The following is a 25,355-nucleotide window of genomic DNA, read 5'->3' as shown; positions in this document are numbered from 1 at the left end:
TATTGTTCAACGATCGGCGGACGGCGTCCGGCTCGGCCTTAGCGCCGTCCGCCGATTCATGTCCGGCTGTATGCGGCGTTCCCCGGGGACGAGGGAATGCCCGGATGACCAGGACAGTTGGATGCCCTTAAATGTTTGAGGATTGAGTAGGAAGAACCATGGCAAAAATCGCTGTATTCGGTGCGTCGGGATTCGCCGGCGGACACATCACCGAGGAGGCTCTGCGTCGCGGCCATCGGGTAACCGCCGTTGCCCGCGACGTCAGCCGGATAGTCGTTGACCACGAGGCTGCGGATGTTCGTCCCGGATCGATCCACGATGCCGAGCTCGTCAATGACGTGGCTGCCGACGTCGACCTGATGGTCGTCGCGGTCCCGGCCCGCGAGATCGATGGCCGCAAACTGCTTGATTCCGTGCCGGGCGTCACCGCTGTGGCCGCGCATCACCGGACTCGTCTGGCATTCGTCGGCGGGGCCGCGTCGCTCAAGGTCAGCGACGACGGGCCGCGACTGCTCGATACGCCGGACTTCCCGGAGGAATTCAAGCCCGAGGCCACGAACCACGTCGCAGTATTGGAGCGACTCCAAGAGGACAAGAGCGGCGTCGATTGGTTTTATTTGAGTCCCGCTGCGCAGTTCGGAGCTGCCGCGGGCGTGGAGCCGGCGGGGTCGTATCGCCTGGGCGCGGACGTCCTTGTCACCGATGAAAACGGCGGATCGAAGATCTCCGGACAGGACTACGCTCGCGCGCTCGTCGATGAGATTGAATCGCCGGCGCACAGCCGGACCCGGTTCACCGCCGCGCACTGACCAGCCGCCGTGCCGCCTCGCCGAGTGGTGGCGAATGGCTGCCGGTCCGAGCGAGGATCGGGAGCGACGTACCGGCCATAGCCGGCGGACTCGACCGGTCAGGGTTGCCGCTTCCGGGCGGACGCGCGCGGAGCCGCAGCGCTCATAATCCCCGGCGTAGCGCCGGGAGCACGTGCTGCGTCAAGAGCGGCGCCAAGTCGGTGGGCAACGGGGCACCGGGATCAAGCATGCGCACCTCGTCGATCTCTGCTTCGGGCCGGACGGCGCGGTGCAACGCGCCCACAAAGATGCGCGCATCGATCCACGTATCGGCCTCGTTGGCGGCAGCGACGGAGTACCTGCCGAGCGGCCGCAGGTCGCATTGGCGCACGACAAGACCGATCTCTTCGCGAATCTCCCGAAGAACGCCGTCCGACGCCGATTCCCCGGACTCGATCTTGCCGCCCGGCAGCATGAACTTGGCGGTTCCGCGCTTGCGCACCGTGACGATGCGCCCCTCGGTGTCGAGCAAGCACGCGGCGGTAATCGGCAAGACGGTCATCGCACTACGGTACCCGTCGCCGAGAGGTGAACTGGTGCCCGGTTACTTGCGAGTGACCGGGCACCCATCCACCACTCGGCGATGTGAAGTCAGAGGCGCGACCAGGCTTCGGTCAGGACGCCGTGCAGAATCGACTCGATCTGGTCGAACTCCGTCTGTCCGATCGTGAGCGGCGGCGCCAGCTGAATGACGGGGTCGCCGCGGTCGTCGGCCCGGCAGTAGAGTCCCGCATCGAAGAGCGCCGTCGACAAGAAGCCGCGCAGCAGCCGCTCCGATTCCTCGTCGTTGAACGTTTCTCGGGTCTCTTTGTCCTTGACCAGCTCGATGCCGTAGAAGTACCCGTCGCCGCGGACGTCGCCGACGATCGGCAGGTCGAGCAGTCGTTCAAGCGTCTTGCGGAACCTCGGCGCATTTTCGTGCACGTGTTGGTTCAGGCCCTCACGCTCGAAAATATCGAGGTTCGCCATCGCCACCGCCGACGACACCGGATGCCCGCCGAACGTGTACCCGTGGTAGAAGGTGGTGTCGCCGTGCGTGAACGGCTCGAACAATTTGTCCGATGCGATCATGGCGCCGATGGGGGAGTAACCCGAGGTCATGCCCTTGGCGCACGTGATGATGTCCGGCGTGTAATCGAAGTCCGTGCTGGCGAACATCTCGCCGATGCGGCCGAACGCGCAAATGACTTCGTCCGATACCAGCAGCACGTCGTATTCGTCGCAGATCTCGCGGACCCGCTCGAAATATCCGGGAGGCGGCGGGAAGCAGCCGCCGGAGTTCTGCACCGGCTCCAAGAACACGGCAGCCACGGAATCAGGGCCCTCGAACTCGATCGCCTCGCCGATCCGGTCGGCGGCCCACCGGCCGAACGCCTTCGGATCGTCCCGCAGGTCTTCCGGCGCACGGTACTGGTTGGTGTTCGGTACGCGGAACGACCCGGGCACGAGCGGCTCGAACGGTTCCTTCATCCCGGGGATGCCGGTGATGGCCAGGGCGCCCTGTGGCGTTCCGTGGTAGGCGACCTGACGGGAGATGACTTTGGTCTTCGACGGCTTGCCCTGCAGCTTCCAATACTGCTTGGCAAGCTTCCACGCGGATTCGACGGCCTCGCCGCCGCCGGTGGTGAAGAACACGCGGTTCAAATCGCCGGGTGCGTAATTGGCCAGTCGTTCGGCAAGTTCAATGGCCTTCGGATGCGCATACGACCACAGCGGGAAGTACGACAAATCCTTTGCCTGCTTGGCCGCGGCTTCGGCGAGTTCTTCGCGTCCGTGCCCGACCTGGACGACGAACAGGCCGGCCAGTCCGTCGATGTACTCCTTGCCGTTCGAGTCCCAGATCTTGTGGCCCTCGCCGTGCGTGATGATGGGCACATTGCCGCCGGCCGCGATATCCGAGTGTCGGGCCATGTGCATCCATAGGTGGTCGCGGGCGGCCTTTTGCATATCGGTTCCCGCTGCTGTCGTGTTGACTGTCATCTGGTCCCCCAGTTGTATTGCTGTTTACGGAGCGATAAATAAACGAACGTTTCGGTGCTGACGACGCCGGGCATGGCTCGCACGCGGTCGTTGACGACGTGCAGGAGTTCATCGTCATCCGAGCAGACGATCTCGGCCAGGATGTCGAAGGAGCCCGCGGTGATCACCACGTAATCGACCTCCGGCAATTCGGCGAGCTGATCGGAGACCTCGGAGATGTCGCCGGACACCGTGACGCCGATCATTGCCTGGCGGGCAAAGCCCAACTGCAGGGGGTCGGTGACGGCGACTATCTGAACGGTGCCGTTCTCGACCAAACGCGCGACACGTTGACGGACGGCCGCCTCGGACAATCCGACGGCCTTGCCGACTGCCGCATAGGAGCGGCGACCGTCTTCCTGCAGCTGTTCGATGATCGCCTTTGAAAGGTCGTCAACGGTGCCCGGATGCGCGTTCATACAGTGACTCTACGACGCGTTGCGCTCGATAGCAACCAATTCAGCACCAGCGACGGCAATTGTGTAATGAATTTCGTTGAATATTTGTCGAAGACTATCGAAATCATCGGTGACCGGGTATGGTTGCACTCAACCGTGACGTCCACCACAGTTTGGGGAGATCCCATGAGTCAGCTGCGCGCCTTGCGCAATTTCGTCAATGGAACCTATGCCGATTCGGCAGACGGGCGAACCGCCGAGATCGTCAATCCGTCCACCGGCGAGGCCTACGCCACGGCACCGGTCTCATCCGCCGCCGACCTCGACGCGGCCTTCAAAGCCGCGGCCGCCGCGTTTGAGACGTGGGGCGACACGACGCCTGCCGAAAGGCAGATGGCGCTGCTGAAATTCGCCGACGCCATGGAGGCCCGGCAGCAGGAACTCATCGACATCGAAAGCGAGAACTGCGGCAAACCGAAGACCCTCGTGGCCAGCGAAGAGATCCCGATGGCGCTCGACCAGATCAGGTTCTTCGCCGGCGCGGCACGCGTGCTGGAAGGCCGCGCAGCCGGTGAATACATGGCGAATATGACATCGATGATCCGGCGCGAGCCGGTCGGCGTCATTGGTCAGGTCGCACCGTGGAACTATCCGTTCATGATGGCGGTATGGAAATTCATCCCCGCGCTCGCGGCCGGCAACACGGTAGTCCTCAAGCCCTCCGACACGACGCCGGTCAGCGCACTGTGGATGGCCGAGGTCGCGGCCGAGTTCTTCCCGCCGGGCGTTTTCAATGTCGTGTGCGGCGATCGGCAGACCGGCCAAACGCTTGTCGAGCATCCGATTCCCGCCATGGTGTCGATCACCGGATCGGTTCGTGCCGGCATGGAGGTGGCGCGCACCGCCGCCAGCGACGTCAAACGAGTCCACCTCGAACTGGGTGGGAAGGCTCCCGTCATGGTCTTCGACGACGCCGATCTCGAAGCCGCTGCCGCAGGTATCGCCGAGGCCGGCTACTTCAATGCCGGTCAGGACTGCACCGCGGCCACCCGCGTCATTGCCGGTCCGGGCATTTACAAAGATCTGGTGGATGCGCTGTCCGAACAGGCGGCTTCCAACCAGCCGGGCCTGCCCGATGACGACGTGCTGTTCGGCCCGGTCAACAACGTCAACCAGTTCAACCGGGTCAAGGGCATGATGGATTCCCTGCCCGATCACGCCACCATGAGCGCCGGTGGGCACGCCGTCGACAGGCCCGGTTACTTCTACGAGCCGACGGTCGTCTCCGATCTTCTGCAGGACGACGAGGCAATTCAAAACGAGATCTTCGGCCCCGTCATCACCGCGCAGAAATTCACCGACGAGGACGAGGCGTTGCGCTGGGCGAACGGAGTCGAGTACGGCCTGGCCTCCAGCATATGGACCAAAGACCACGGCCGGGCCATGCGCCTGGCCAAGAAGCTCGACTTCGGTTGCGTATGGATCAACACCCATATCCCGCTCGTCGCCGAAATGCCGCACGGCGGCTTCAAGCACTCCGGCTACGGCAAGGATCTGTCGATGTACGGATTCGAGGACTACACGCGCATCAAACACGTGATGACCAATTTGGAAGCCTGACGATCCGACGGAACGGCCGGCCGACGCCGGCCGTTCCGGCCGGGCCCGACCCGCACCCGCACGGCGCCCGGCCCGACGTCCCGTACGTATGGCCGCACGGCGCCGTCCGCGGTAGCTCCCGGCCAAAAACGGAAGTTGACCCATGTCCGACCAAAACAGCCTGAAACGATCCCTGGGCCTCTGGGCCATCGTGGGGCTCGGACTCGGCTATATGACGCCGACAGTCGTGTTCGACACGTTCGGCATCGTGTCGAAACAGACGGATGGCGTCGTGCCGCTGGCCTACCTCGTGGCGCTGGTCGTCATGCTCTTCACGGGCCTGAGCTACGGCAAGATGGTGAAGGTCTTCCCCAGCGCCGGATCCGCGTATACCTACACCCGCGAAACCATGAGCAAGAGGCTCGGTTTCATGGTCGGCTGGGCTGCGCTGCTCGACTATCTGCTCCTACCCATGGTGAACGCGCTGATCATCCGCATCTACATGGTGTCGCTCTTTCCGAGCGTGCCGGCCTGGGTATGGGTCGTGTCGTATGTTGCGGTCGTCACCGGCATCAACGCCTGGAGCATGAAGGGCACGTCGCGGCTGAACACGATCCTGGTGGTGTTTGAAATCACGCTGATCGCGGCGTTCCTCGTGTTCGGGTCGATCCAACTGTCCAACGGTATGGGCGCCGGCACGATCATGACGACGGATCCGCTGATCCACGCGGGCGTGCAGGTCGGGGCCGTATTGACCGGCGCCACCGTCGTGTGCTTTTCGTTCATCGGCTTCGATGCCGTCACGATGTACACCGAAGAGGCCAAACACGTCAGTGTGATGCCGAAGGCAATTCTTTTGACCATCTTCATCGGCGGCGCCATCTTCTTCGTGGCCGGCTATTTTGCACAGGCCTTGTTTCCCACCGTCGCGCACTTTCACAACACCGACGACACGCTGCCGGAGATCGGCCTCTACGTCGGCGGCAAGATCTTCCAACTGGTGTTCGTGGCCGGAGCCTTCGCCGCCACCGTTGCATCAGGGCTGGCCTCGCACTCCAGTGTGTCCAGGCTGCTGTACGTGATGGGGCGCAACGGAGTGCTGCCGCGTAAGTTTTTCGGCTACGTGCATCCGCGATTCCGCACCCCGCTGCTGAACGTGATCCTGGTCGGCGTCGTGTCGTTGCTGGCCATCAGCATGACGCTCGAATTGATTTCATCGGTCATCAACTTCGGTGCCCTGATCGCGTTCACGTTCGTCAATTTGTCGGTCATCGCGTACTTCGTGGTCCACAAGAAGCGGTACAAGACCCCGCGGGACTTCTTCACGTATTTGGTGTTGCCGATCATCGGCGCCGGCATGACGGGGATCCTCTGGGTCAATTTGCACGCCGACGCGCTGATCGGCGGCATCAGCTGGACCGTCATCGGGTTCCTCTACATGCTCGTGCTGACGAAGGGGTTCCGCACGAAGCTCCAATCGTTCGATTTCGAAGAAGCGGATAGATCATGAACACCATTTCACGCGACGTCGTCGTCATCGGCGCCGGAGCCTCCGGGCTCACCGTCGCCCACGAACTGACGAAGGCGGGTCGGTCGGTTGCCGTTCTCGAAGCGCGCGACAGGGTGGGCGGCCGCCTGTGGACGCGGGACGTCGACGGCGCCAGTCTCGAGCTCGGCGGCCAATGGGTGTCCCCGGACCAGGACGCGCTGCTCGGCACGCTGGCCGAGCTCGGCCTGGAGACCTATTCGCGATACCGCGACGGCGCCGACATCTTCGTCGGTCGCGACGGCACCCGGACCGAATTCACCGGCGCGGACCTGCCGTTGCCGCAGACCACGCTCACGGAGATCGAGTCGTTGACTGCCGCCATGGACAGGCTGGCCGCCGATGTGGGCGCCGAAGAGCCGTGGGCCAACCCGAGGGCGGCCGAGTACGACTCCGTCTCGTTCGCCGGATGGCTCGAGACGCAAACGGACGACGCCGATGCCCGCGACGTGATAGCCATGTTCATCGGTGCCGCCATGCTGACCAAACCGCCGCACACGTTTTCGCTCCTGCAAGCCGTGATGATGGCGGCCAGCGCCGGCGGCTTTTCGAACCTGGTCGATGCCGACTTCATCTTGGACAAACGCGTCAAGGGCGGACTCCAGCAGGTCCCGCTGCGGCTGGCCGACAAACTGGGTGACGATGTCTTCCTGAACTCGCCCGCGCTCGACGTGCGTACCGACGACTCGAGAGTCACGGTGTCGGCCGGCAACGTCGAGGTACGCGCCGGGCACGTCGTCCTGGCCGTGCCGCCGAACCTCATTCAGCGCATCACGTTCTCGCCGCCGTTGCCCCGGCGTCAGATGCAACTGCACCAGCACATCTCGCTGGGCCTCGTGATCAAGGTACACGCCGTCTACGACACCCCGTTCTGGCGCGACGCCGGCCTGTCCGGTACGGCATTCGATCCGCACGGCCTCGTACACGAGTCCTACGACAATACGAACTTCGGCGATACCCGAGGCACCCTTGTCGGATTCATCTCCGACGAACGCGCCGATGGCGTGCTCAAGCTGTCGCCGCCGGAACGCCGCGAGCGGATCCTTGACGCGCTTGCCCGCGTGTACGGCGACGCAGCACGGCGTCCGGCGGTGTACTACGAAAGCGACTGGGCCGCCGAAGAATGGACGCGCGGCGCGTACGCGGCAAGCTTCGACCTGGGTGGCCTCGCTCGGTTCGGCGCCGATATGCGCGCCCCGGCCGGCCGCGTGTACTTTTCGTGTAGCGATATCGCCGGACGCGGCTTTCAACACGTCGACGGGGCGATCCGAATGGGTCGGGCCACGGCGGCGGCCCTCCTCAACTGAAAGAGAGCAGACAATGCGATACGTAGTTGGATACGCGCCGAACCGGCGCGGCCGCGACGCCGTCGCCCTGGCCGCGACGCTTGCCGGAACGCGCGGAGCGAGTCTGGACATCGTCGCGGTGCTGCCCGAGCAGGGCCAGAGCTTCGCCATGTACTCGCCCGATCGTGCCTATCACGCCCGGCTCGACGAGCAGGGACGCGAATGGGTCGACGAGGCGCTGGCGATGGTGCCGGACGGCGTGAGCGCTTCGGGGCGCGTTCGGCGGGCCGAATCGGTCACCGAGGGGTTGATCGAAGCGGCCACCGACCCGGATTTGGGCAGTGAAGCGGCGTTGATAGTCATCGGCGCCTCACACCGCGGTCTGGCCGGACGTTTCACTGTCGGCAGCGTGGCCGCCGCGCTGTTGCATTCGGCGCCGGTGCCCGTCGCGTTGGCGCCGGCCGGGTACACGGCACATCCGGCCATCACCCGGTTGACGTGCGCGACGGGCACGCGCCAGGGCGCCGAAGCGTTGCTGGATGTGGCTGTCGACTCGGCGGCCGGCCGCCACGTGCCGCTGCGCATCATGTCGTTGGTGGCGATCGGCACCGTGGGCATTTCCGAGGACGCCGTCCACCGGATCGGAGCCGCCGAACAGCACGCCGACGTGCTTGCCGAACGGGCCACGCGGGCTTTGCCGCCCGAATGCCCGGTCTCCGCCGTCGTCGGACGCGGCGAATCGGTAGAAGACTGTGTGCGCGCCCTCGAATTCGAGCCGAGCGAGATAGTGCTTGTCGGCTCGAGCCGGCTGGCCGGGCCGCGACGACTGTTCATCGGCGCGTCGGCCAACAAGATGCTCCGCGCACTGCCGGTGCCAATGATCGTCGTTCCGCGGGATTACACTGCACCAACTCGCGGAAGAGGGACGGATGCGCAACGGTGACGTTTCCTTTTGGCATACCGGGCTCGGGGCGCCGGCGCCCCGAGCGCAACTGCGGAATCCCCGGCAGGCGGACGTCGCGATCGTCGGAGCCGGGTTCACCGGGTTGTGGACTGCGTACTACCTGAAAAAGTGCGATCCGACGCTCGAGGTCGTCGTTCTCGAGGCCCGTTTTGCCGGCTATGGGGCGTCCGGCCGCAATGGCGGCTGGGTGAGTAACGCCATCACCGGCGGCAAGGCCCGTTACGCTGCGTCGCACTCGCCCGCAGCCGCCGAGGCGTTTCAGCGAGCCATGAACGACTCGGTCGACCAGGTGATCGCCTTCGGCGGCGCCGACGGCACCGGTATCGGCGCCGTGAAGGGCGGCGAACTGAGCGTCGCCACGAATGCAGCCCAGCTGGGGCGGCTCCGCGCCGAATACGCCGATGAAGCGCGATGGCAATCGACCGACGTCCGGTGGCTCGACGCCGATGAGACGCGCGCCCGAGTGAATGTTCACGGCGTCCGCGGCGGAATGTGGCATCCGCACTGCGCACGGATCAATCCGGGAAAGCTGGTGCGCGCATTGGCCGCCGAGGTCGACCGCCTGGGCGTGCCGATTTACGAGAACACGCCGGTGCGTCGGATCCGCCCCCGGCAGGCCATCACCGACGCGGGGACGGTCGAGGCCCAGTACATCGTCCGCGCCACCGAAGGGTTCACGGCCGGGCTGAAAGGCAGCCACCGCGACTGGTTGCCCATGAACTCGTCAATGATCGCAACCGAGCCGCTGCCGCCGGACCTCTGGAACGAGATCGGCTGGGAAGGCCGCGAGACCCTGGGCGATGCGGCGCACGCCTATATGTACGCCCAGCGCACCGCCGACGACCGAATCGCGTTCGGCGGACGCGGAAAGCCGTACCTGTACGGCTCGCGCACGGACGTCGACGGGCACACCCCGCAGGCGACTATCGACATGCTGGCCGGCTTGCTCCACCGGTTCTTCCCCGCCGCGGCCGACGTGCCGATCGCCCACGCATGGTCGGGTGTGCTGGGCGTCCCCCGAGACTGGGCCGCAACCGTGGGGCTCGAAAGACGCACCGGTCTGGGATGGGCAGGCGGCTATGTCGGCACCGGCGTCACCGCGACCAATTTGGCCGGACGCACGCTTCGGGACCTCATTCTCGGCCGCGATACCGAAATCGCCGGGCTGCCGTGGGTCGATCGACGCGTGCGCCGGTGGGAAATCGAGCCGCTGCGGTGGGTAGCCGTCAACGCCTTGTATTCCGCGTATTACCGCGCCGACAAGGCCGAAGAGATGGGCAGCACCCGGACCTCGCGCTTTGCCCGCGTTGCCGATCGCGTCTCCGGAAAAGCCTGAATTCCTGTTGTCAACAGCGTTGACTATCTGGGAAGATCAAGCAACGCCACCATGGAGGACACTGTGCACCAGTACATCGACGGACGCCGGCAGGCCGGCCACGGAACAACTCTCCCTCTCGTCAATCCCGCGACGGGCCGGCAGCTCGAGACGCTGGTCCTTGCCACTGCCGACGACGTCGATGACGCGGTACGGGCGGCCAAGCGCGCATTCCCGGTCTGGTCGCGGCTCACACCCGGCGAACGCTCCGATGCGCTGCATCGACTGGCTGCCGAACTGGAGAGCCGCGCCGAGGAGATGGCGCAGGTCGAGACGGCGCAGACCGGTAAATCATTGCGGATGTCCCGTGAGTTCGACGTGCCCGGCAGCATCGACAATGTCGAGTTCTTCGCCGGCGCGGCCCGTAACCTCGAAGGCCGCGCCGCGGCCGAATACTCGGCCGACCACACGTCCATGGTCCGCCGAGAACCGCTCGGCGTGATCGGTTCGATCGCACCGTGGAACTATCCGCTGCAAATGGCCGCCTGGAAGATCCTTCCGGCCATCGCAGCCGGCAACACCATAGTGCTCAAGCCCTCCGAAATGACGCCGGGCACGTCGCTGATCTTTGCCGAGGCCGCTACCGCGGCCGGAATTCCGGACGGCGTGGTCAACATCGTCACCGGTGACGGCAAGGAGGCCGGTGAAGCGCTTGTCGGCCATCCCGATGTTGCCATGAGCTCGTTCACCGGATCGACGGCAGTGGGTCGACGCGTCATGGAGATCGCCGGTCGGCGCGGCGCGCGCGTGCATCTGGAACTCGGCGGCAAGGCCCCGTTCGTCGTGTTCGACGACGCCGACGTCGAGGCGGCTGCCCGCGGCGCCGTCGCCGGATCGATCATCAACGGTGGCCAGGACTGTACTGCCGCGACCAGGGCCTATGTGCAGGCCCCGCTGTTCAATGCGTTCGCGGAGCGCGTGGCCGAGCTGATGCGCGGCGTCCGGATGGGAGATCCGCTTGCGGAGACCACCGACCTCGGCTCGCTGATCTCCGCGGCCCATCGCGACCGGGTGGCCGGATTCGTCGATCGGGCCCGGGAAGCCGGCGCACGCGTGGAGACCGGGGGAGAGGTTCCGGCGGGAGCCTGGGTGGACGGCGCATTCTATCCGCCAACGCTGATCACCGGCGCAGCTCAGGACTCCGAAATCGTGCAGGACGAGGTGTTCGGCCCCGTGCTCGTGGCTTTGCCGTTCGAGTCGGACGATGAGGGGCTCGAGCTGGCGAACGATACGCCGTACGGTCTGGCGGCGTCGGCGTGGACGAACGATTTGCGACGCGGCCTGCGTGCCAGCGCTGAAATCCAGGCCGGCTGCGTCTGGATCAACGACCACATTCCGATGCTCTCGGAAATGCCGCACGGGGGTTACAAGGCGTCCGGATTCGGCAAGGACATGTCGGCGTATTCGTTCGAGGAGTACACGAACGTCAAACACGTCATGATCGAAACCACCGGACGAGCCGACAAGGAGTGGCAACATACGGTCTTCCGGGCCGAGTCGGCCGAACGGAGAGACTGAGGTGTCTCGGAATCCGCGCGGCAGCCTGACCGCCGACCGTATCGTCACGGAGTGTTTGGCGCTCTTGGACGAGGCGGGTCCGGCCGGATTGACGTTCCGCAAGATCGGCGCCAAGCTGGGGGCCGATCCAACGGCGATCTACCGCCATTTTCGCAACAAGGACGAGCTGATCCTGGCGCTGATGGACCATTTGATCGGTCAAGGGCTCGACGGTTTCGAACCGTACGACGACTGGCGGGAGACGCTGCGGGATCTGGCATGGCGAACGCGGCGCGTTTACCTGGCGCATCCGCACGCCGCCGTGCTCGGAACGATCCGCGTGACGCGGCGCGAAGGCGAGATGCGCATCGTCGAAATCATCTTGCGTACCTTGGCAAGCGCCGGATTCGACGACGAGGAAGCCGCAAGGCTCTATCGGGTCCTGGATGATCTGACTCTGGCGTTCGCCGGTTTGGACGCCGGGTTCCGGATACTCGACGCCGAACAGCGCGCCAAGGACGAAGGGGCGTGGAGCACCGAGTATGCGGCGGCAGATCCGAAGACTTTTCCGAACATCGCCCGATCGGCGCGCCATTTGGCAACCATCGACGAGGACTCGACCTTCGGTCTCGCCCTCGACCTGACGATCGACGCGATCTCGGCCCGCGCGGCGGAGCAAATGGCGAATTCGCAGTAAACAATGTAGTCAACGCTGTTGACTATGAGTGCGGTTCGTGGTTTTCTGAGCATTGTGACGTAAGCCACTCCGGTGGATGAGCCACCCGCGGACAAAGGAGACCAATGGGCGCCGACTACCTCTTCCATTCGGGGCGTGTCTTCGACGGCGAACAACTGCTCGACGGCGCCCCGGCGGTCGCTGTCGCGGACGGACGCATCGCGGCCGTGGGGTCCGACGCCGAAGCGGAGCGCACCGCGGCTACTCAGCTCGTCGACCTGCGCGGCAAACTGCTGCTCCCGGCGTTCACCGATGCCCACATCCACCCGGTCTCGGCAGGCGTCGAACGCCTCGGATGCGACGTGTCCGACGCAAAGGGGCGGGACGGCGTATTGGCTCGCGTGGCGGACTTCGCCGCAGCATCCGACGGCCGATGGATAGTCGGCGGCGGCTGGTCGATGGCCGATTTTCCGAACGGAACACCCGCCAAGGAGCTTCTCGACGGAATCGACGCCATCGGCGCCCGTCCGGCCGTCTTGGTCAACTGCGATCACCACAGCAGCTGGGTGAACTCCGAAGCGCTGCGCACTGCCGGCATCGATGCGTCCACTCCGGATCCGGAGGGAGGCCGGATCGAACGGGACGTGCACGGCAACCCGGCCGGCACCCTGCACGAAGCGGCAATGCAACTGGTCGATGCTCACGCCCCGGCAGTCACGGAAGCCGACCAGGCCGCCGCGCTGATGAACTCACAGAAGTATTTGCAAACGCTTGGAATCCGCGGCTGGCAAGATGCCATCATCGGCGACTACGCCGGCCAATCGGATTCGACAGCCGTCTACCAAAGCGCGGCACGGGCCGGCACACTGACGGCCGACGTCGTCGGCGCGCTGTGGTGGCCCCGCGGCATCACGGAACGTGACATCGAGGATCAGGCAGACGCGTTCGCAGCGGTCCGCAACGAGAATTCCAGCGGACGCTTCCGGACGACGTCGGTGAAAATCATGCTCGACGGCGTCGCCGAAACCTTCACGGCCGCCATGCAGGATCCGTACTTGGACGCCTGCGGATGCGCCGGTACCAACAAGGGGATCAGCTACTTCCGGCCCGAAATACTGAACCTGTCCGTCGCGGCCCTGGAGGCCCGCGGCTTCGACGTGCACATGCACGCGATCGGCGACCGGGCGGTCCACTACGGGCTGGACGCCGTCGAATACGCCCGTCGCGCACACGGCCCGACCGGGCGGCGGCACCATTTGGCGCACATCCAAGTGATCGACCCGCACGACGTCCCGCGCTTTGCCCAGCTTGATGTCACAGCCAACGCGCAAGCTCTCTGGGCGGCCGGGGACAAGCAAATGACCGATCTCACGCTGCCGTTCCTGGGCCCGGAACGATCCGGCCGACAATACCCGTTCGCCTCGCTGGTGCGCTCCGGCGCACGACTGGCCATGGGATCCGATTGGCCCGTCTCCACGCCGGACCCGTGGGCGGCGGTCCACGTCGCCGTGAATCGGCGCGAAGCCGGCCATCCCGATGCCGAGCCGCTGGGCGCCGATCAATCGATCGACCTTACCACGGCCCTCGCCGCATACACGCGCGGCTCCGCCCGGCTGAACCGCAGCGATGCCGGAACCGTCGCAGCCGGAGCCCCGGCCGACCTGGCAGTCGCCTCGGCCGACCCGTTCACCGTGCACCCGGCCGACCTGCACACGCTGCGCAACGACATGACAATGGTCGGCGGCGAAATCGTCTTTGCCGCCTAACAGCTCCCTCCGACTCGATTGGACGCACCAATGACCGACACGTTGACCCAGCAGCGGCCCGCCCGCGACGCGGCGAGCGGCGCCGTCACCCTCAGCCGGGTCGTGAAGCGCTACGGCTCCGTCACCGCAGTGGGCGGCATCGACCTGGACGTCCGCGCCGGCGAATTCCTCTCGCTGCTCGGCCCCTCCGGATGCGGCAAGACCACGCTGCTGCGCATGCTCGCCGGTTTCGAAACCCCCGACCGGGGCGATATCCGTTTGGACGGCGCATCAATCGTCGCAGTCCCGGCGCACAAACGCTCCATCAACACCGTTTTCCAGTCGTACGCGCTTTTCCCGCACATGAGCGTCGCGCAAAACGTCGCCTACGGCCTGCGTCAGCGACGCACGGCGCGCCGTGACATCAACTCCCGCGTGGGGGAAGCACTCGAAATGGTGCAAATGAGTTCATTCGCCGCACGCGACACCCGTATGCTCTCCGGGGGCCAGGCCCAGCGGATCGGCTTGGCCCGCGCGTTGGTGAACAGGCCCGACGTCCTGCTGCTCGACGAGCCGATGTCGGCCCTCGACCGGAAATTACGCGACGAGATGCAGCTGGAACTCAAACTGCTGCAAAAGAAGCTCGGGACGACGTTCATCTTCGTCACGCACGACCAGGAAGAAGCGTTGTCGATGAGCGACAGGATCGTCGTCATGCGCGGCGGCGCCGTCCAGCAGGTCGGCGAGGCCGAAGAAATCTACGCGCGCCCCGCCAACGCGTTCGTGGCAGGATTCATCGGCCGGCAGAACTTCTTCGATGCCGTGGCAGCCGATGGCCGTCTCGAGTCGGCGCACGGGCCGATGGGCGGCCCGCAGGCCGCCGGGCACCACGGGCGGGTCCGGGTCGCCGTCCGGCCCGAATCGATCGCATTGAGCGCGCGGCGGCCGGATGCGAGCGTGAATGTCGTGGCCGGCAGGGTCGCCGGCACCTCGTTCTTGGGCGACGTCGTCCAATACGTCGTCGTGGCCGACGACGAAACCGAGATCCTGTGCCGAAAACCGCGCGCCGAATCGGTACGGGTAGCCGCCGGCGATTCCGTCTTCTGCTCCTGGCAGCCCGAGCAGATGCAGGTGTTCGAGCCGTGAGCCGGGCCGACGACGAGCCGGTGCGGATCTTGGCTCCCCGCGACAAGGCCGGGACCATCAGCCGACGCGCCGTGCTTGCCGGGTTCGGCGTGCTGGCCGGTGCCGGTCTGGCCGGCTGTTCGGCCGGAACGGCAGTGGCGTCGTCCGCCGTACCGGACGGCAAGCCGGAGAACCTGCTCAACGTGTACAGCTGGGGCGATTACTCCGATCCGGCCGATATCAAGCGCTTCACGAAGAAACACGGCCCCAGCGTGCAGATCGCCTCTTTCGGATCGAACCAGGAGATGATTGCCAAACTGTCGGCCACTCGTGGCACATCGGGATACGACATAGTCGTGCCGACGGGACTCTTCGTGCCGGAGATGGCCGAACACAAGCTGCTGCAAAAACTCGACAAATCGCGTATCCCGAATTTCTCAGCGATGGATCCGGCCTATATTCACCAGACCTGGGACCCCGACAGCGAGTACGCGATCTGCAAGGCCTCCGGCACCACGGGCTTCATGTACGACACCACTGCCATCAAGCGGGATCTGACGTCGTGGTCGGACTTTCTGGACGCCGTCCAGCACGAAGCCAGCGGAAAGACGGCGCTGCAGACCGACCCGTGGGAAGTGTGCTGCTGCTACCTGGCGGCACACGGGAAAAGCCCCAACACAACGGACACCGCGGTTCTCGATGCGTGCGAGAAATTCCTCGTCAATAAGATCGCACCGCATATCAAGGCGTATCTGTCGACTGCGACTTCCGCCGTTTCGCAAGGCGGATTCACGTTGCTGCACGCGTACAACGGCGATGCCCGGCAAGCCATCATGGCCTCGAAACATCCGGACAAGTGGAAGTTCGTGTATCCGACGCCGACCGCGAATCTGTGGATGGACACGTGGGCAATCGCCCGCGGCACCCAGCACCCCGATGCCGCGTACGAGTTCATCAATTACATGCTCGAACCGGACGTGTCGTTCAACGAGATGCAATACATCGGCTACGCCACCGGAGTCGGCGGCGTCGAAGCACGCGCCCGCCGCGAAAAGGTCAAGTACACCGAGCTGATCTTCCCGGCCGACGACGTGATGAAGCGGCTCACGCCGTCCAAGATCAACTCGGCCACCGAACGGCTGAACGAGATATTGAACAAGACGAAGGCAAGGAGCGGCGCATGAAACTCCGTCAGCGACTCTTCGGGCCCGGTGGGCTGTCGTTCCCCACCTGGGCGTACATGGTGTTCTTCTTCGTGATCCCGGTCGCGCTCGTCATTTGGTACAGCTTTGGCTACAAACCGGACGAATTCACCACCTATTCGACGGACACGCTCTCCCTGGACCGCTACCGCGAAGCGCTCAGCTCGACATTTCTTTCGACGTTCCTGGCCACGCTGCGGATCTCGGTGATCGGCACCCTCATCTGCCTGATTATCAGCGTCCCGTTCGCCTACTGGCTCGCCGTGAAGGTTCCGCCGCGCCGGCGCAGCATTCTCCTGGCGCTCGTCCTTGTGCCGTTTTGGACAAACTTTCTTGTGCGCACACTCGGCTGGCAGGTGATCCTGTCGCCGTCCGGATTCATCTCGCAGGCCGTGGGGGCAATTGGTCTGGGCGGCCCGTTCGACGTGCTGTACACGCGCGCGGCCGTGCAGATCGGCGTCGTCTACAACTATCTCCCGCTGATGATCCTGCCGCTCTTCGTGGCGATCGACAGGGCCGGCAAGAACCTGCGCGAAGCCAGCCGCGACCTGGGCGCAGGGCGATGGCGGACCTTCATGCAGGTCACGCTGCCGATGGCCGCCCCCGGCATCGCCAGCGGCTGCCTGTTGATCTTCGTGCCCCTCATGGGCGACTACATCACGGCGTCCGTGCTGGGCGGCGCGCACGGCACCATGGTGGGCACCCTTGTGGCAAGCCAATTCAACGACGGCGCGAACTGGGCGCTCGGCGCGGCCATGGCCGTCGTCCTGATGCTGTTCGTACTTGCCACGGTCGTGGTGGTCGGCGTCATCGTGCTCATCGTCAAGCGGCTCATCAAATGGCATCTGCGCGTCGATATACCCGCCGGCGCGACGGGGCGCCGGCCGGCTACGGAACGTCCCGAAGCGGAGGTCACGGCATGAGCGGCAATGAACGCGGGACGGCGACGGCGTCGCGGGCCGGCAACACGGACGGCGCGGCCGGCAAGCGCGACGGCGCAAACATCGCCTTGACGGTGTGGGGCGTCATCATGTTCGCCTTCTTGTTCCTGCCGATCTTGGTCGTGGTGGTGTATTCGTTCAACAACGGCCGACTGCTCGCGTCCTGGGACAGCTTCGGCTTCCAGGCGTACGTGCACGCGTTCACCAACGACGTCATGAAGTCGTCCGTGCTGACCTCGCTCAAGGCGGCAGTCGGCACGGCGATCCTGGCCACGATCTTCGGCACCCTCGGCGGGATCGCCCTGGCCAGGGCAAAACACGGCGCCAAGTGGGCGCTCGGCCTCACGGCGCTGCTGGCCATTTCGCTTGTCACGCCGGAGATCGTGGACGCCATCGCCATGTTGCCCTGGTTCGTCTCGCTCGGCGTCGACCACGGCATCACGCCGTTGAACAACGGGCTCGTACGGCTGATCATCGCTCATACCGTCGAATCCATGGCGGTCGTCACCTTCATCATCAGGGCGCGGATGGCCGGGCTCGACGAGTCCCTTGAAGAAGCGGCCGGCGACCTGTACGCGACTCCGTGGCGCCGTTTCCGGGACATCACGCTGCCGATGGCCGGGCCGGGCATCATGGCCGGTGCGCTGATGGGCTTCACGCTCAGCCTCGACAACACCATCGTGTCGAGCTTCGTGCAACAGCCCGGGTACACGCCATGGCCCGTCTACATCTTTTCGCAGGTGCGCGTGGCGCTCCGACCCGAAGTCGCGGCGCTCTCGACGGTCATGCTGGTACTGACCCTCATTGCGCTGGCGGTTGTCGGGTACGTGCTGCGCCGCGTTGGCGAAAACACATCGGACATCGTGAAGACAATGACAGGGGAGTCGTGAACACAGACGCTATCCACACCGCCCTCGCCGGCGCCAAACCCGTGCCGTTCTGGTTGGACGACCCGGCGCGCCCGGACTCCGTTGCCGCGCTGGAGGGAACCGTCGACACCGACTTGGTAGTGGTCGGCGGCGGATACTGCGGCCTCTGGACGGCGCTCATGGCCAAGGAACGCGATCCCGGCCGGCGAGTGGTGCTTGTTGAAGGACGCGAGCTGGGCTGGGCGGCGTCCGGCCGCAACGGCGGATTCTGCTCGGCGAGCCTGACCCACGGAGAGGCCAACGGGCAAAACCATTTTCCGGGTGAGCTGGACACGTTGAATCGGCTGGGCCTGGAAAACCTCGACGAACTCGAATCGGCAGTGGCCCGGTACGGCATCGACTGCGAATTCGAGCGCACCGGCGAGCTCGCCGTCGCCACCCGGCCGCACGAAATCGAATGGCTGCGCAGCGAAGCCGGTGACGACGCCGTGTTCTTGGACCGGGATTCGGTGCGTGCCGAGGTGAATTCGCCCACCTATCTGGCCGGCCTATGGGACACCCGCGGCACGGCGCTCGTGCACCCGGCCAAGCTCGTGTGGGGCCTGGCCGCGGCGTGCCGGGAACTCGGCGTGCAGATTTACGAGTCCACTGTCGTGCGCAAGCTGACGTCGGACGCCGGCGGGCTGACTTTGGCGACCGATCGGGGCCGGATCACGGCGCAGCACGCCGCGCTCGCCACGAACGTGTTTCCATCGCTGCTGCGCCGCACCAGGCTGCACACCGTACCGGTGTACGACTACGCGCTGATGACCGAGCCGCTGAGCCCGGAGCAGCTCGACTCGATCGGCTGGCGCGGCCGTCAGGGGATCGGCGACGTGTCGAACCGGTTCCATTACTATCGGCGCACCGCCGACGACCGGATCCTGTTCGGCGGGTTCGACGCCATCTACCATTACGGGCGGCAGCTGCGCGCCGACTACGATCAGCGCCCCGAGACCTTCGACAAGCTGGCCCGGCACTTCTTTGAGACGTTCCCGCAGCTGGCCGGGCTCCGGTTTACCCACCAGTGGGGCGGGGCAGTGGACACGTGTAGCCGGTTCTTCTCGTTCTTCCGGACGGCGCATCGGGGCCGCGTGGCGTATTCGGCCGGGTACACGGGTCTCGGCGTCGGCGCGACTCGGTTCGGCGCCAACGTGATGCTCGATCTGCTCTCCGGACGGCCGACCGAACGCACCGAACTCGACATGGTGAAGAAGATGCCGCTGCCCTTCCCGCCCGAGCCGTTGGCGTGGGCCGGAATCGGCTTGACGACCAAGGCCATGATCCGCTCGGACGCCAACGAGGGACGCCGTGGATTGTGGCTGCGCGCACTCGATGCCGTAGGGGTCGGTTTCGACTCGTAGAGGCGGCGGGCTGCAAGTGCCGCGGTACCGCCCGCCAAAACGCCCGGCGCCGTCGGGAACGCCCCGTGGCGTATAGCCCGCCCCGTCATGACGGGGCGGGCTATACGCCACGGGGCGTATTGCGGGAGGTAGCGGCGAGGAAGAGCGGCTTCCGAGTAAGCGGTTTATAAAGTCCGCGGATAGCTACTGATTTCATCTCAGTCGCTTAGCTGAACAATGGATCGAGTCGTATTACTACTCGATTCTATTGGAATCCCTTGTGTGAGTACGTGACTCATGTCACAATGTATTTCAACTACTCGGGCCGATGTAGGACCGGGAGGACCTCAAGGTTGGGGCGCTATGAGCAGAGTGGCTCAGCACGACGCAGCACTGCATGCATCAATGGGCGGTGAAAGTACATCCGGAGTGCCCGCCATCGAGTTGAAGGGCGTCACCAAGGACTTCACCACCCGGCACGGAACCGTTCAAGCCGTCGAGGAAATCGACCTTTCCATTCGGCAGGGGGAGTTCTTCTCTCTGCTCGGCCCTTCGGGCTGCGGCAAGACGACAACCTTGCGCATGATCGCCGGCTTCGAAGAGCCGAGCCGGGGGACGATTCTCCTGTACGGCAACGACGTGACCAGGACGCCGTCGAATAAGCGTGACGTCAACATGGTGTTTCAAAGCTATGCCTTGTTCCCCCATATGAATGTCTTCGAAAACGTGGCGTTCGGGCTGCGGCGGAAGAAGCTGCCGGAAGCCGAAATCACCACCCGGGTCGGCGACCTCATCACGCTTGTCGACATGGCAGGGAAGGAAAACCGCAAACCGAAAGAACTTTCCGGTGGGCAACAGCAGCGCGTGGCGCTTGCCCGAGCACTCGTGAATCGGCCCAGGGCGCTGCTCCTCGACGAACCACTTAGCGCCTTGGACTTGAAGCTGCGCCAAGCCATGCAGCTTGAACTCAAACGCATTCAACGGGAAATCGGGATCACGTTCATCTACGTGACGCACGATCAAGGCGAGGCGTTGACCATGTCCGACCGGATGGTCGTGATGTCCGACGGCCGCATTCAACAGCTTGGCAATCCACGGGAAATCTACGAGGAGCCGTCGAACCGGTTCGTCGCGGGATTTATCGGTACGTCGAACATCCTGACCGGCACCATCGAACGGATCGACGGTGACATTGCGGTGATCGGCGCGTCGTCCGATGAGCGACTCCAAGTGCGGTTACGGGGGCAGGCGGCGATCGGCAACATGCTCGAATTCAGCGTCCGGCCGGAAAAGATGACAGTCGCCTCCACGCCGTCCGACGCCGGTTGCACAGTTCGAGGAACCGTCAAAGAAGTCGTGTACCTCGGCACTTCCACGCACTACATAGTCACCACATCGCCCGGAGCCGACGTCACCGTGTACAGCCAGAACACCGCCCTGGCTCACGATCGTTTCGCGACGGGCGACGGCGTGTGGCTGAGCTGGTCGGCCGACCACTCTTATCAACTTGCCGGAAACGATGCCGGCGACGGCTCCACGGATCAGTAAAGGACAAACGCCATGAACAATCACATTGATCCCGTCCTGCTTCGCGGCCTCACAGAGCGCCGGGCGAGCCGGCGCGACGTCCTGCGCCTGGGCGGCGTCGGTGCCGGAGTCATCGGAGGGTCCGCTGCACTGGCCTCGTGCGGCGTCAAGGGCCAAAAGAAGAAGGTCAGCGATTCCGACGACAAGGTGAAGGCGTTCTGGTCCAAACAAAAAAAGACCGGAACCGTGAACTTCGGCAACTGGCCGCTGTACATGGATGTGTCGCCGAAGAACAAGAGTGATCACCCCACGCTTGACGCGTTCAAGAAGGAAACCGGCAGTACCGTCAACTATTTCGAAGTGATCCAAAGCGACTCCGACTTCTTCGCCAAGCTGCGCCCGAGCCTGGAAGCCGATAAGTACTGCGGATACGACATGGGCATCGTGCAGAATGACCAGTACTTCTCTCAGTACCTCGAACTCGGCTACCTGGTGCCACTCGACCAGAGCCGGATGAAGAATTTCTATGCCAACGCCGGCGCTCAGTTCACGAAGCGCGGATACGACAAAGGCAATCAGTACAGCATGCCGTGGCAGGCAGGGTTCACCGGGATTGGCTACAACCCGAAGTACACGGGGCGTGAGATCACCAGCTGGCAAGACTTGGCCGACCCGAAATTCGCCGGCAAAGTCGGAATGTTGGGCAACACCGTCGACCTTCCCAACTGCGCGCTGCTGGCGATCGGCGTGGACCCGCAAAAGTCGACTGTCGACGATTGGAAGAAGGCGGCCGACTGGATCCGCAAGATCAAGCCGAAATTGCGGAAATTCTACGATCAGGACTATATTTCCGCGCTGGCAAAAGGCGATATCTGGATCACCATGGCGTATTCCGGTGACGTCTTCCAGCAAAACCTGTCGGGATCGAAGCTGAAATTCGCACTCCCCAAGGAAAAGGCGATCTTCTGGATCGACAACATGATCATGTTCAAGGGTGCGAAGAACCCGGTCGACGCCATGGAACTCATGGACTTCTACTACAAGCCGCGCCAAGCGGCCGACCTCACCGAATACGTCAACTACATCTGCCCGGTGCCGGCCGCTCGGGGGCTGATCACCAAGGACGCCCACGCGGCAGCCAAGAAGAGCCAGAAGAAGTACTTGGAGGCACTCGTCGATAGCTACGCCGTATTTCCCACGAAAGCGGAATACGCCAAATCGGCGCTGGGGCACATCCCGACGTCCAAGGAACTGTCGAAATGGAACCACATCTTCGAGCCGGTGTTCCAAGGATGAGCTCAGAGCGTCGGAGCCGCTGGATTCCTTATCTGCAGGTGCTCCCGGGCGGCCTGTGGATGGTGTTCTTTTTCGTCGTCCCGATGCTCTTCATGCTGTCGCTGTCCATGCAGCAAGGCGATATCTTCAACGGGTTCACGCAGACTTTCCACGTGCAGAACTACGCCGAGGTGCTCAGTCTCTACCACGTGCAATTCATCCGCTCGATCATTTACGGCGTGATAACGACTATCGCGACTATCGCCATCGCCTACCCGATGGCGTACTGGATCGCGTTCCACGGCGGACGACGAAAATCCGTCTACCTGTTTCTCGTGCTCCTTCCGTTCTTCGTCACGTTCGTGTTGCGGACGATCTCGTGGCAATTCCTGCTCTCTGACAACGGCATCATTCTCGGACCACTGAAGTCGCTCGGGCTCATCTCTTCCGACTTTCACGTGCTGGCGACGGGCTTCGCGGTCGTAGCCGGACTGACGTACAACTTCCTGCCCTTCATGGTGCTTCCGATCTATGTCTCGTTGGAGCGGATGGATCCCGCGCTGCTCGAAGCCGCAAGCGATTTGTACGCCGGACGCTTCGAAGCCTTCCGGCGGATAGTGTTCCCGCTGTCGCTTCCCGGTGTCTTTGCCGGCGTGCTGCTGACATTGGTGCCGGCCACGTCGGACTACATCAACGCCGGCATTCTCGGCGGTACGGGGCAGACGATGATCGGCAATGTCATTCAGACCCTGTACATCACCAATAGCGATTACCCGTCGGCGTCCGCGTTGTCGTTCATTCTGTTGGCGGTGTTGCTGGTCGGGGTGCTGGTGTACGCGAAAGTGCAAGGTACTGACGAGGTCATGGAGGCGGCTGCGGGATGACACTCTCCACCACGCGGCCCGGGCAGGTCGACCCGGCCCCGGAAGCGACCGAACCGCAGCGGCGGCCACGCAAACGCGGACGTTTGCTGCACGCGTACACCTGGCTGGTGATCTTTTGGCTGTGCTTGCCCATCCTCGTCATGATCGCGTTCGGGTTCAACGCCACGACCGGACGGTACAACTTCGTGTGGCAGGGCTTCACGTTCCGGTGGTACCGCGAATTGTTCGCCATCCCCAACCTCACGAACGCGTTGATCAATTCGCTGACTATCGCCGTCATCGTCACGGTGATAGCGACGGTGCTGGGAACCTTTGTCGGCTTGGCGCTCGGCCGGTACAAATTCCGCGGACGCAGCGGAATCGACCTGCTCCTCTTTGCGAATATCGCGGCCCCCGAGATCGCCATCGGCGCTGCGCTGCTGTCGCTCTTCGTCTCATTGGGGATACCGCGTGGATATTGGACTATCGTCGTGGCGCACGTGATGTTCGACATCGCCTATGTCGCGATCACCGTGAGAGCTCGCACCGCAGGATACGACCAGTCGCTGGAGGAAGCCGCCGCCGATCTGGGCGCCGGTCCGTGGACGACGTTCAGGCTCATCACGCTGCGGGTCATCATGCCCGGTGTGATGGCCGGCGCCATGCTCTCCTTCGCCTTGTCGATCGACGATTTCATCATCACCCAATTCACTGCCGGCCAAACTCTGACCTTCCCGCTGTGGGTGTGGGGTGCCAGCCGGGTGGGCACCCCACCGCAAGTGAACGTGATGGGCACCCTGATCTTCGTTTTCGGCGTGCTGTTGGTTCTCGGCAACATCGCCATCATGCGCCGCCGCGACAAATCGAGCCGCACACCAGCCGAGTAACCGGCCACCGGTCTTCGGCCGGCCCGCCCGCCAAAACGCCCGGCGTCGTCGGGAACGCCCCGGGGCGTATAGCCCGCCCCGTCATGACGGGGCGGGCTATACGCCACGGGGCGTTTTGCGGGAGTGCGACGCTAACGGTTAGAGCCACCCGCGCCATTTGAACAGCCCGTACAACACGAAGGCACCGCCGACCATGATCACCAGCGATGCGGGCAGGCCCCAATACCAGTCCAGTGCCGGCATATGGGTGAAGTTCATTCCGTACACGGTGCCGACGAGTGACGGCGCGAAGAAGATGGCCGCCCAGCTGGAGATCTTCTTCATGTCATCGTTCTGGCGCAAACTCGCCTCGGTCAGATGTTGCATGTCGGAGTTCTGCCGTTGGGCGATCAGCGTTGCGTTGACCGACATGATCTCACGCAACAGCTGGCGGAAACCGTCGACGCGCTCGCAGACGCGTTCGACGTGATCGGACACGTCGCGCAAGTATCGTTGCAGCTCGGTGTCGACGCGTTCCTTGTCGAATCCGGTTTCCAACGACGTGATTGCTCCCCGAAGCGGATCCGTCGCCCGTTGGAACTCGATCACCTCGCGGGAGAGCGCGTAGATGCGCCGGGAGACGGCGGGGTCGCCGCCAAAGACCTGGGTTTCGATCTCGTCGATGTCGTTCTCGAGCCCGTCCACCACCGGTGCGTAGCCATCGACGATCTTGTCGAGGATCGCGTACAACACGGCCTCGGTGCCGACTGCCAGCAGATCGGGGTCGTTCTCCATCCGATGCCGGACCGTGGAGAGGTCCGGGGACTCGCTGTGGCGCACAGTGATCACGAAGTTGCGGCCGATGAACACGTGCAATTCGCCGAAGTCGACGGTTTCGTTCTCATCGAAGTACTGGGCTGCGCGAAGCACGACGAACATTGTGCTGCCGTAGCGTTCGACCTTGGGCCGCTGGTGAGCCTTGATGGCGTCCTCGACCGCGAGTTCGTGCAATTCGAACTCGGCGGCCAGCGAATTCAACTCCCGCACCGACGGCCGGTACAGGCCGATCCACGCAAGGGCGCCGCGGCGCCGGCCGAGCTCGGCGTAGGTGGCGTTGAGCGACGTCGGCGAACTGACGCGCCGGCCGTCGACATAGATCGCGTTGTCAATGAGGCTCTCGTCGACGACTTCGGAATCGCCGTCGCCGGGAGCCGTCACGGCATCCGACCGGTCCGGCGCGGACTCGTGCGCGCCGGGAACGGCCGGGCGCGGACGAGCCCGGAAGCCGAGATGAAACCTGCGATCGCTCATTGCTCTCTTTTAACACAAAACCGGGCCGGCCGGGAGGGAGG

22 protein-coding genes are annotated in these 25,355 nt (G+C 64.3%); 18 read left to right on the top strand and 4 right to left on the bottom strand.

Annotation, left to right across the window (positions count from 1 at the left end):
- Nucleotides 1-158 precede the first annotated feature (158 nt).
- A complete protein-coding gene (locus BJY26_RS03125) occupies nucleotides 159-809 on the top strand; it encodes an NAD(P)-dependent oxidoreductase (protein ID WP_179425577.1) in 651 nt (216 codons plus the stop codon).
- Nucleotides 810-951: 142 nt separating this feature from the next.
- Here BJY26_RS03125 and BJY26_RS03120 read toward each other — a convergent pair whose 3' ends face one another.
- The 3 genes from BJY26_RS03120 to BJY26_RS03110 form a co-directional block, all read right to left on the bottom strand.
- Complete coding sequence (locus tag BJY26_RS03120) at nucleotides 952-1,350, bottom strand: NUDIX hydrolase (RefSeq protein WP_179425576.1); 399 nt, start codon at nucleotides 1,348-1,350, stop codon at nucleotides 952-954.
- Nucleotides 1,351-1,439: 89 nt separating this feature from the next.
- A complete protein-coding gene (locus BJY26_RS03115) occupies nucleotides 1,440-2,828 on the bottom strand; it encodes an aspartate aminotransferase family protein (protein ID WP_179425574.1) in 1,389 nt (462 codons plus the stop codon).
- Nucleotides 2,825-3,286 carry an Lrp/AsnC family transcriptional regulator gene (locus BJY26_RS03110; protein ID WP_179425572.1) on the bottom strand — a complete coding sequence of 154 codons (462 nt, stop codon included), beginning with the start codon at nucleotides 3,284-3,286 and terminating at the stop codon, nucleotides 2,825-2,827. Before BJY26_RS03110 ends, BJY26_RS03115 begins: the two co-directional genes overlap by 4 nt.
- A gap of 165 nt (nucleotides 3,287-3,451) precedes the next feature.
- Here BJY26_RS03110 and BJY26_RS03105 point away from each other — a divergent pair, with 165 nt between their 5' ends.
- The 17 genes from BJY26_RS03105 (at nucleotide 3,452) to BJY26_RS03025 (ending at nucleotide 24,024) form a co-directional block, all read left to right on the top strand.
- Nucleotides 3,452-4,885: a gamma-aminobutyraldehyde dehydrogenase gene (locus tag BJY26_RS03105; protein ID WP_179425570.1), complete on the top strand. Its 1,434-nt coding sequence runs from the start codon at nucleotides 3,452-3,454 to the stop codon at nucleotides 4,883-4,885.
- Nucleotides 4,886-5,027: 142 nt separating this feature from the next.
- Complete coding sequence (locus BJY26_RS03100) at nucleotides 5,028-6,374, top strand: APC family permease (RefSeq protein WP_179425568.1); 1,347 nt, start codon at nucleotides 5,028-5,030, stop codon at nucleotides 6,372-6,374.
- Nucleotides 6,371-7,717, top strand: a complete 1,347-nt coding sequence (locus BJY26_RS03095) for a flavin monoamine oxidase family protein (protein WP_179425566.1) — start codon at nucleotides 6,371-6,373, stop codon at nucleotides 7,715-7,717. The genes BJY26_RS03100 and BJY26_RS03095 overlap by 4 nt, the downstream gene beginning before the upstream one ends.
- Before the next feature lie 13 nt (nucleotides 7,718-7,730).
- Nucleotides 7,731-8,639: a universal stress protein gene (locus BJY26_RS03090; protein ID WP_179425564.1), complete on the top strand. Its 909-nt coding sequence runs from the start codon at nucleotides 7,731-7,733 to the stop codon at nucleotides 8,637-8,639.
- On the top strand, nucleotides 8,626-9,996 hold the full coding sequence (locus tag BJY26_RS03085; RefSeq protein ID WP_179425562.1) for an NAD(P)/FAD-dependent oxidoreductase: 1,371 nt from the start codon (nucleotides 8,626-8,628) through the stop codon (nucleotides 9,994-9,996). Before BJY26_RS03090 ends, BJY26_RS03085 begins: the two co-directional genes overlap by 14 nt.
- 51 nt (nucleotides 9,997-10,047) lie before the next feature.
- On the top strand, nucleotides 10,048-11,553 hold the full coding sequence (locus BJY26_RS03080; RefSeq protein ID WP_179425560.1) for a gamma-aminobutyraldehyde dehydrogenase: 1,506 nt from the start codon (nucleotides 10,048-10,050) through the stop codon (nucleotides 11,551-11,553).
- Nucleotide 11,554: 1 nt separating this feature from the next.
- The gene (locus BJY26_RS03075; RefSeq protein ID WP_179425558.1) at nucleotides 11,555-12,229 is read left to right on the top strand and encodes a TetR/AcrR family transcriptional regulator; all 675 of its coding nucleotides are present in this window, start codon (nucleotides 11,555-11,557) and stop codon (nucleotides 12,227-12,229) included.
- Nucleotides 12,230-12,333: 104 nt separating this feature from the next.
- Nucleotides 12,334-13,974: an amidohydrolase gene (locus BJY26_RS03070; protein WP_179425556.1), complete on the top strand. Its 1,641-nt coding sequence runs from the start codon at nucleotides 12,334-12,336 to the stop codon at nucleotides 13,972-13,974.
- 30 nt (nucleotides 13,975-14,004) lie between these two features.
- Entirely contained in the window at nucleotides 14,005-15,099 is a 1,095-nt protein-coding gene (locus BJY26_RS03065) for an ABC transporter ATP-binding protein (RefSeq protein WP_179425554.1), read from the top strand.
- Nucleotides 15,096-16,262: a polyamine ABC transporter substrate-binding protein gene (locus tag BJY26_RS03060; RefSeq protein WP_179425552.1), complete on the top strand. Its 1,167-nt coding sequence runs from the start codon at nucleotides 15,096-15,098 to the stop codon at nucleotides 16,260-16,262. Before BJY26_RS03065 ends, BJY26_RS03060 begins: the two co-directional genes overlap by 4 nt.
- Complete coding sequence (locus BJY26_RS03055; protein ID WP_179425550.1) at nucleotides 16,259-17,203, top strand: ABC transporter permease; 945 nt, start codon at nucleotides 16,259-16,261, stop codon at nucleotides 17,201-17,203. The genes BJY26_RS03060 and BJY26_RS03055 overlap by 4 nt, the downstream gene beginning before the upstream one ends.
- Nucleotides 17,200-18,111 (top strand): ABC transporter permease, encoded by a 912-nt coding sequence (locus BJY26_RS03050; protein WP_179425548.1) that lies wholly within the window; start codon nucleotides 17,200-17,202, stop codon nucleotides 18,109-18,111. The genes BJY26_RS03055 and BJY26_RS03050 overlap by 4 nt, the downstream gene beginning before the upstream one ends.
- Nucleotides 18,108-19,493: an NAD(P)/FAD-dependent oxidoreductase gene (locus BJY26_RS03045; protein WP_179425546.1), complete on the top strand. Its 1,386-nt coding sequence runs from the start codon at nucleotides 18,108-18,110 to the stop codon at nucleotides 19,491-19,493. The genes BJY26_RS03050 and BJY26_RS03045 overlap by 4 nt, the downstream gene beginning before the upstream one ends.
- A 342-nt stretch (nucleotides 19,494-19,835) precedes the next feature.
- Nucleotides 19,836-21,020 (top strand): ABC transporter ATP-binding protein, encoded by a 1,185-nt coding sequence (locus tag BJY26_RS03040; RefSeq protein ID WP_179425544.1) that lies wholly within the window; start codon nucleotides 19,836-19,838, stop codon nucleotides 21,018-21,020.
- Nucleotides 21,021-21,032: 12 nt separating this feature from the next.
- The gene (locus tag BJY26_RS03035; protein ID WP_179425542.1) at nucleotides 21,033-22,295 is read left to right on the top strand and encodes a polyamine ABC transporter substrate-binding protein; all 1,263 of its coding nucleotides are present in this window, start codon (nucleotides 21,033-21,035) and stop codon (nucleotides 22,293-22,295) included.
- Nucleotides 22,292-23,158 carry an ABC transporter permease gene (locus BJY26_RS03030; protein WP_218852235.1) on the top strand — a complete coding sequence of 289 codons (867 nt, stop codon included), beginning with the start codon at nucleotides 22,292-22,294 and terminating at the stop codon, nucleotides 23,156-23,158. The genes BJY26_RS03035 and BJY26_RS03030 overlap by 4 nt, the downstream gene beginning before the upstream one ends.
- The gene (locus BJY26_RS03025; protein ID WP_179425538.1) at nucleotides 23,155-24,024 is read left to right on the top strand and encodes an ABC transporter permease; all 870 of its coding nucleotides are present in this window, start codon (nucleotides 23,155-23,157) and stop codon (nucleotides 24,022-24,024) included. Before BJY26_RS03030 ends, BJY26_RS03025 begins: the two co-directional genes overlap by 4 nt.
- Nucleotides 24,025-24,162: 138 nt before the next feature.
- On the opposite strand, the gene BJY26_RS03020 is transcribed toward BJY26_RS03025, so the two are convergent.
- A complete protein-coding gene (locus BJY26_RS03020; protein ID WP_179425536.1) occupies nucleotides 24,163-25,314 on the bottom strand; it encodes a magnesium and cobalt transport protein CorA in 1,152 nt (383 codons plus the stop codon).
- Nucleotides 25,315-25,355: the final 41 nt, after the last annotated feature.

Source organism: Spelaeicoccus albus (assembly GCF_013409065.1).
GTDB classification, from domain to species: Bacteria; Actinomycetota; Actinomycetes; order Actinomycetales; family Brevibacteriaceae; genus Spelaeicoccus; species Spelaeicoccus albus.
The sequence above is the reverse complement of the archived record's forward strand: the minus strand, read 5'-3'. Positions and strand labels throughout refer to the sequence as shown.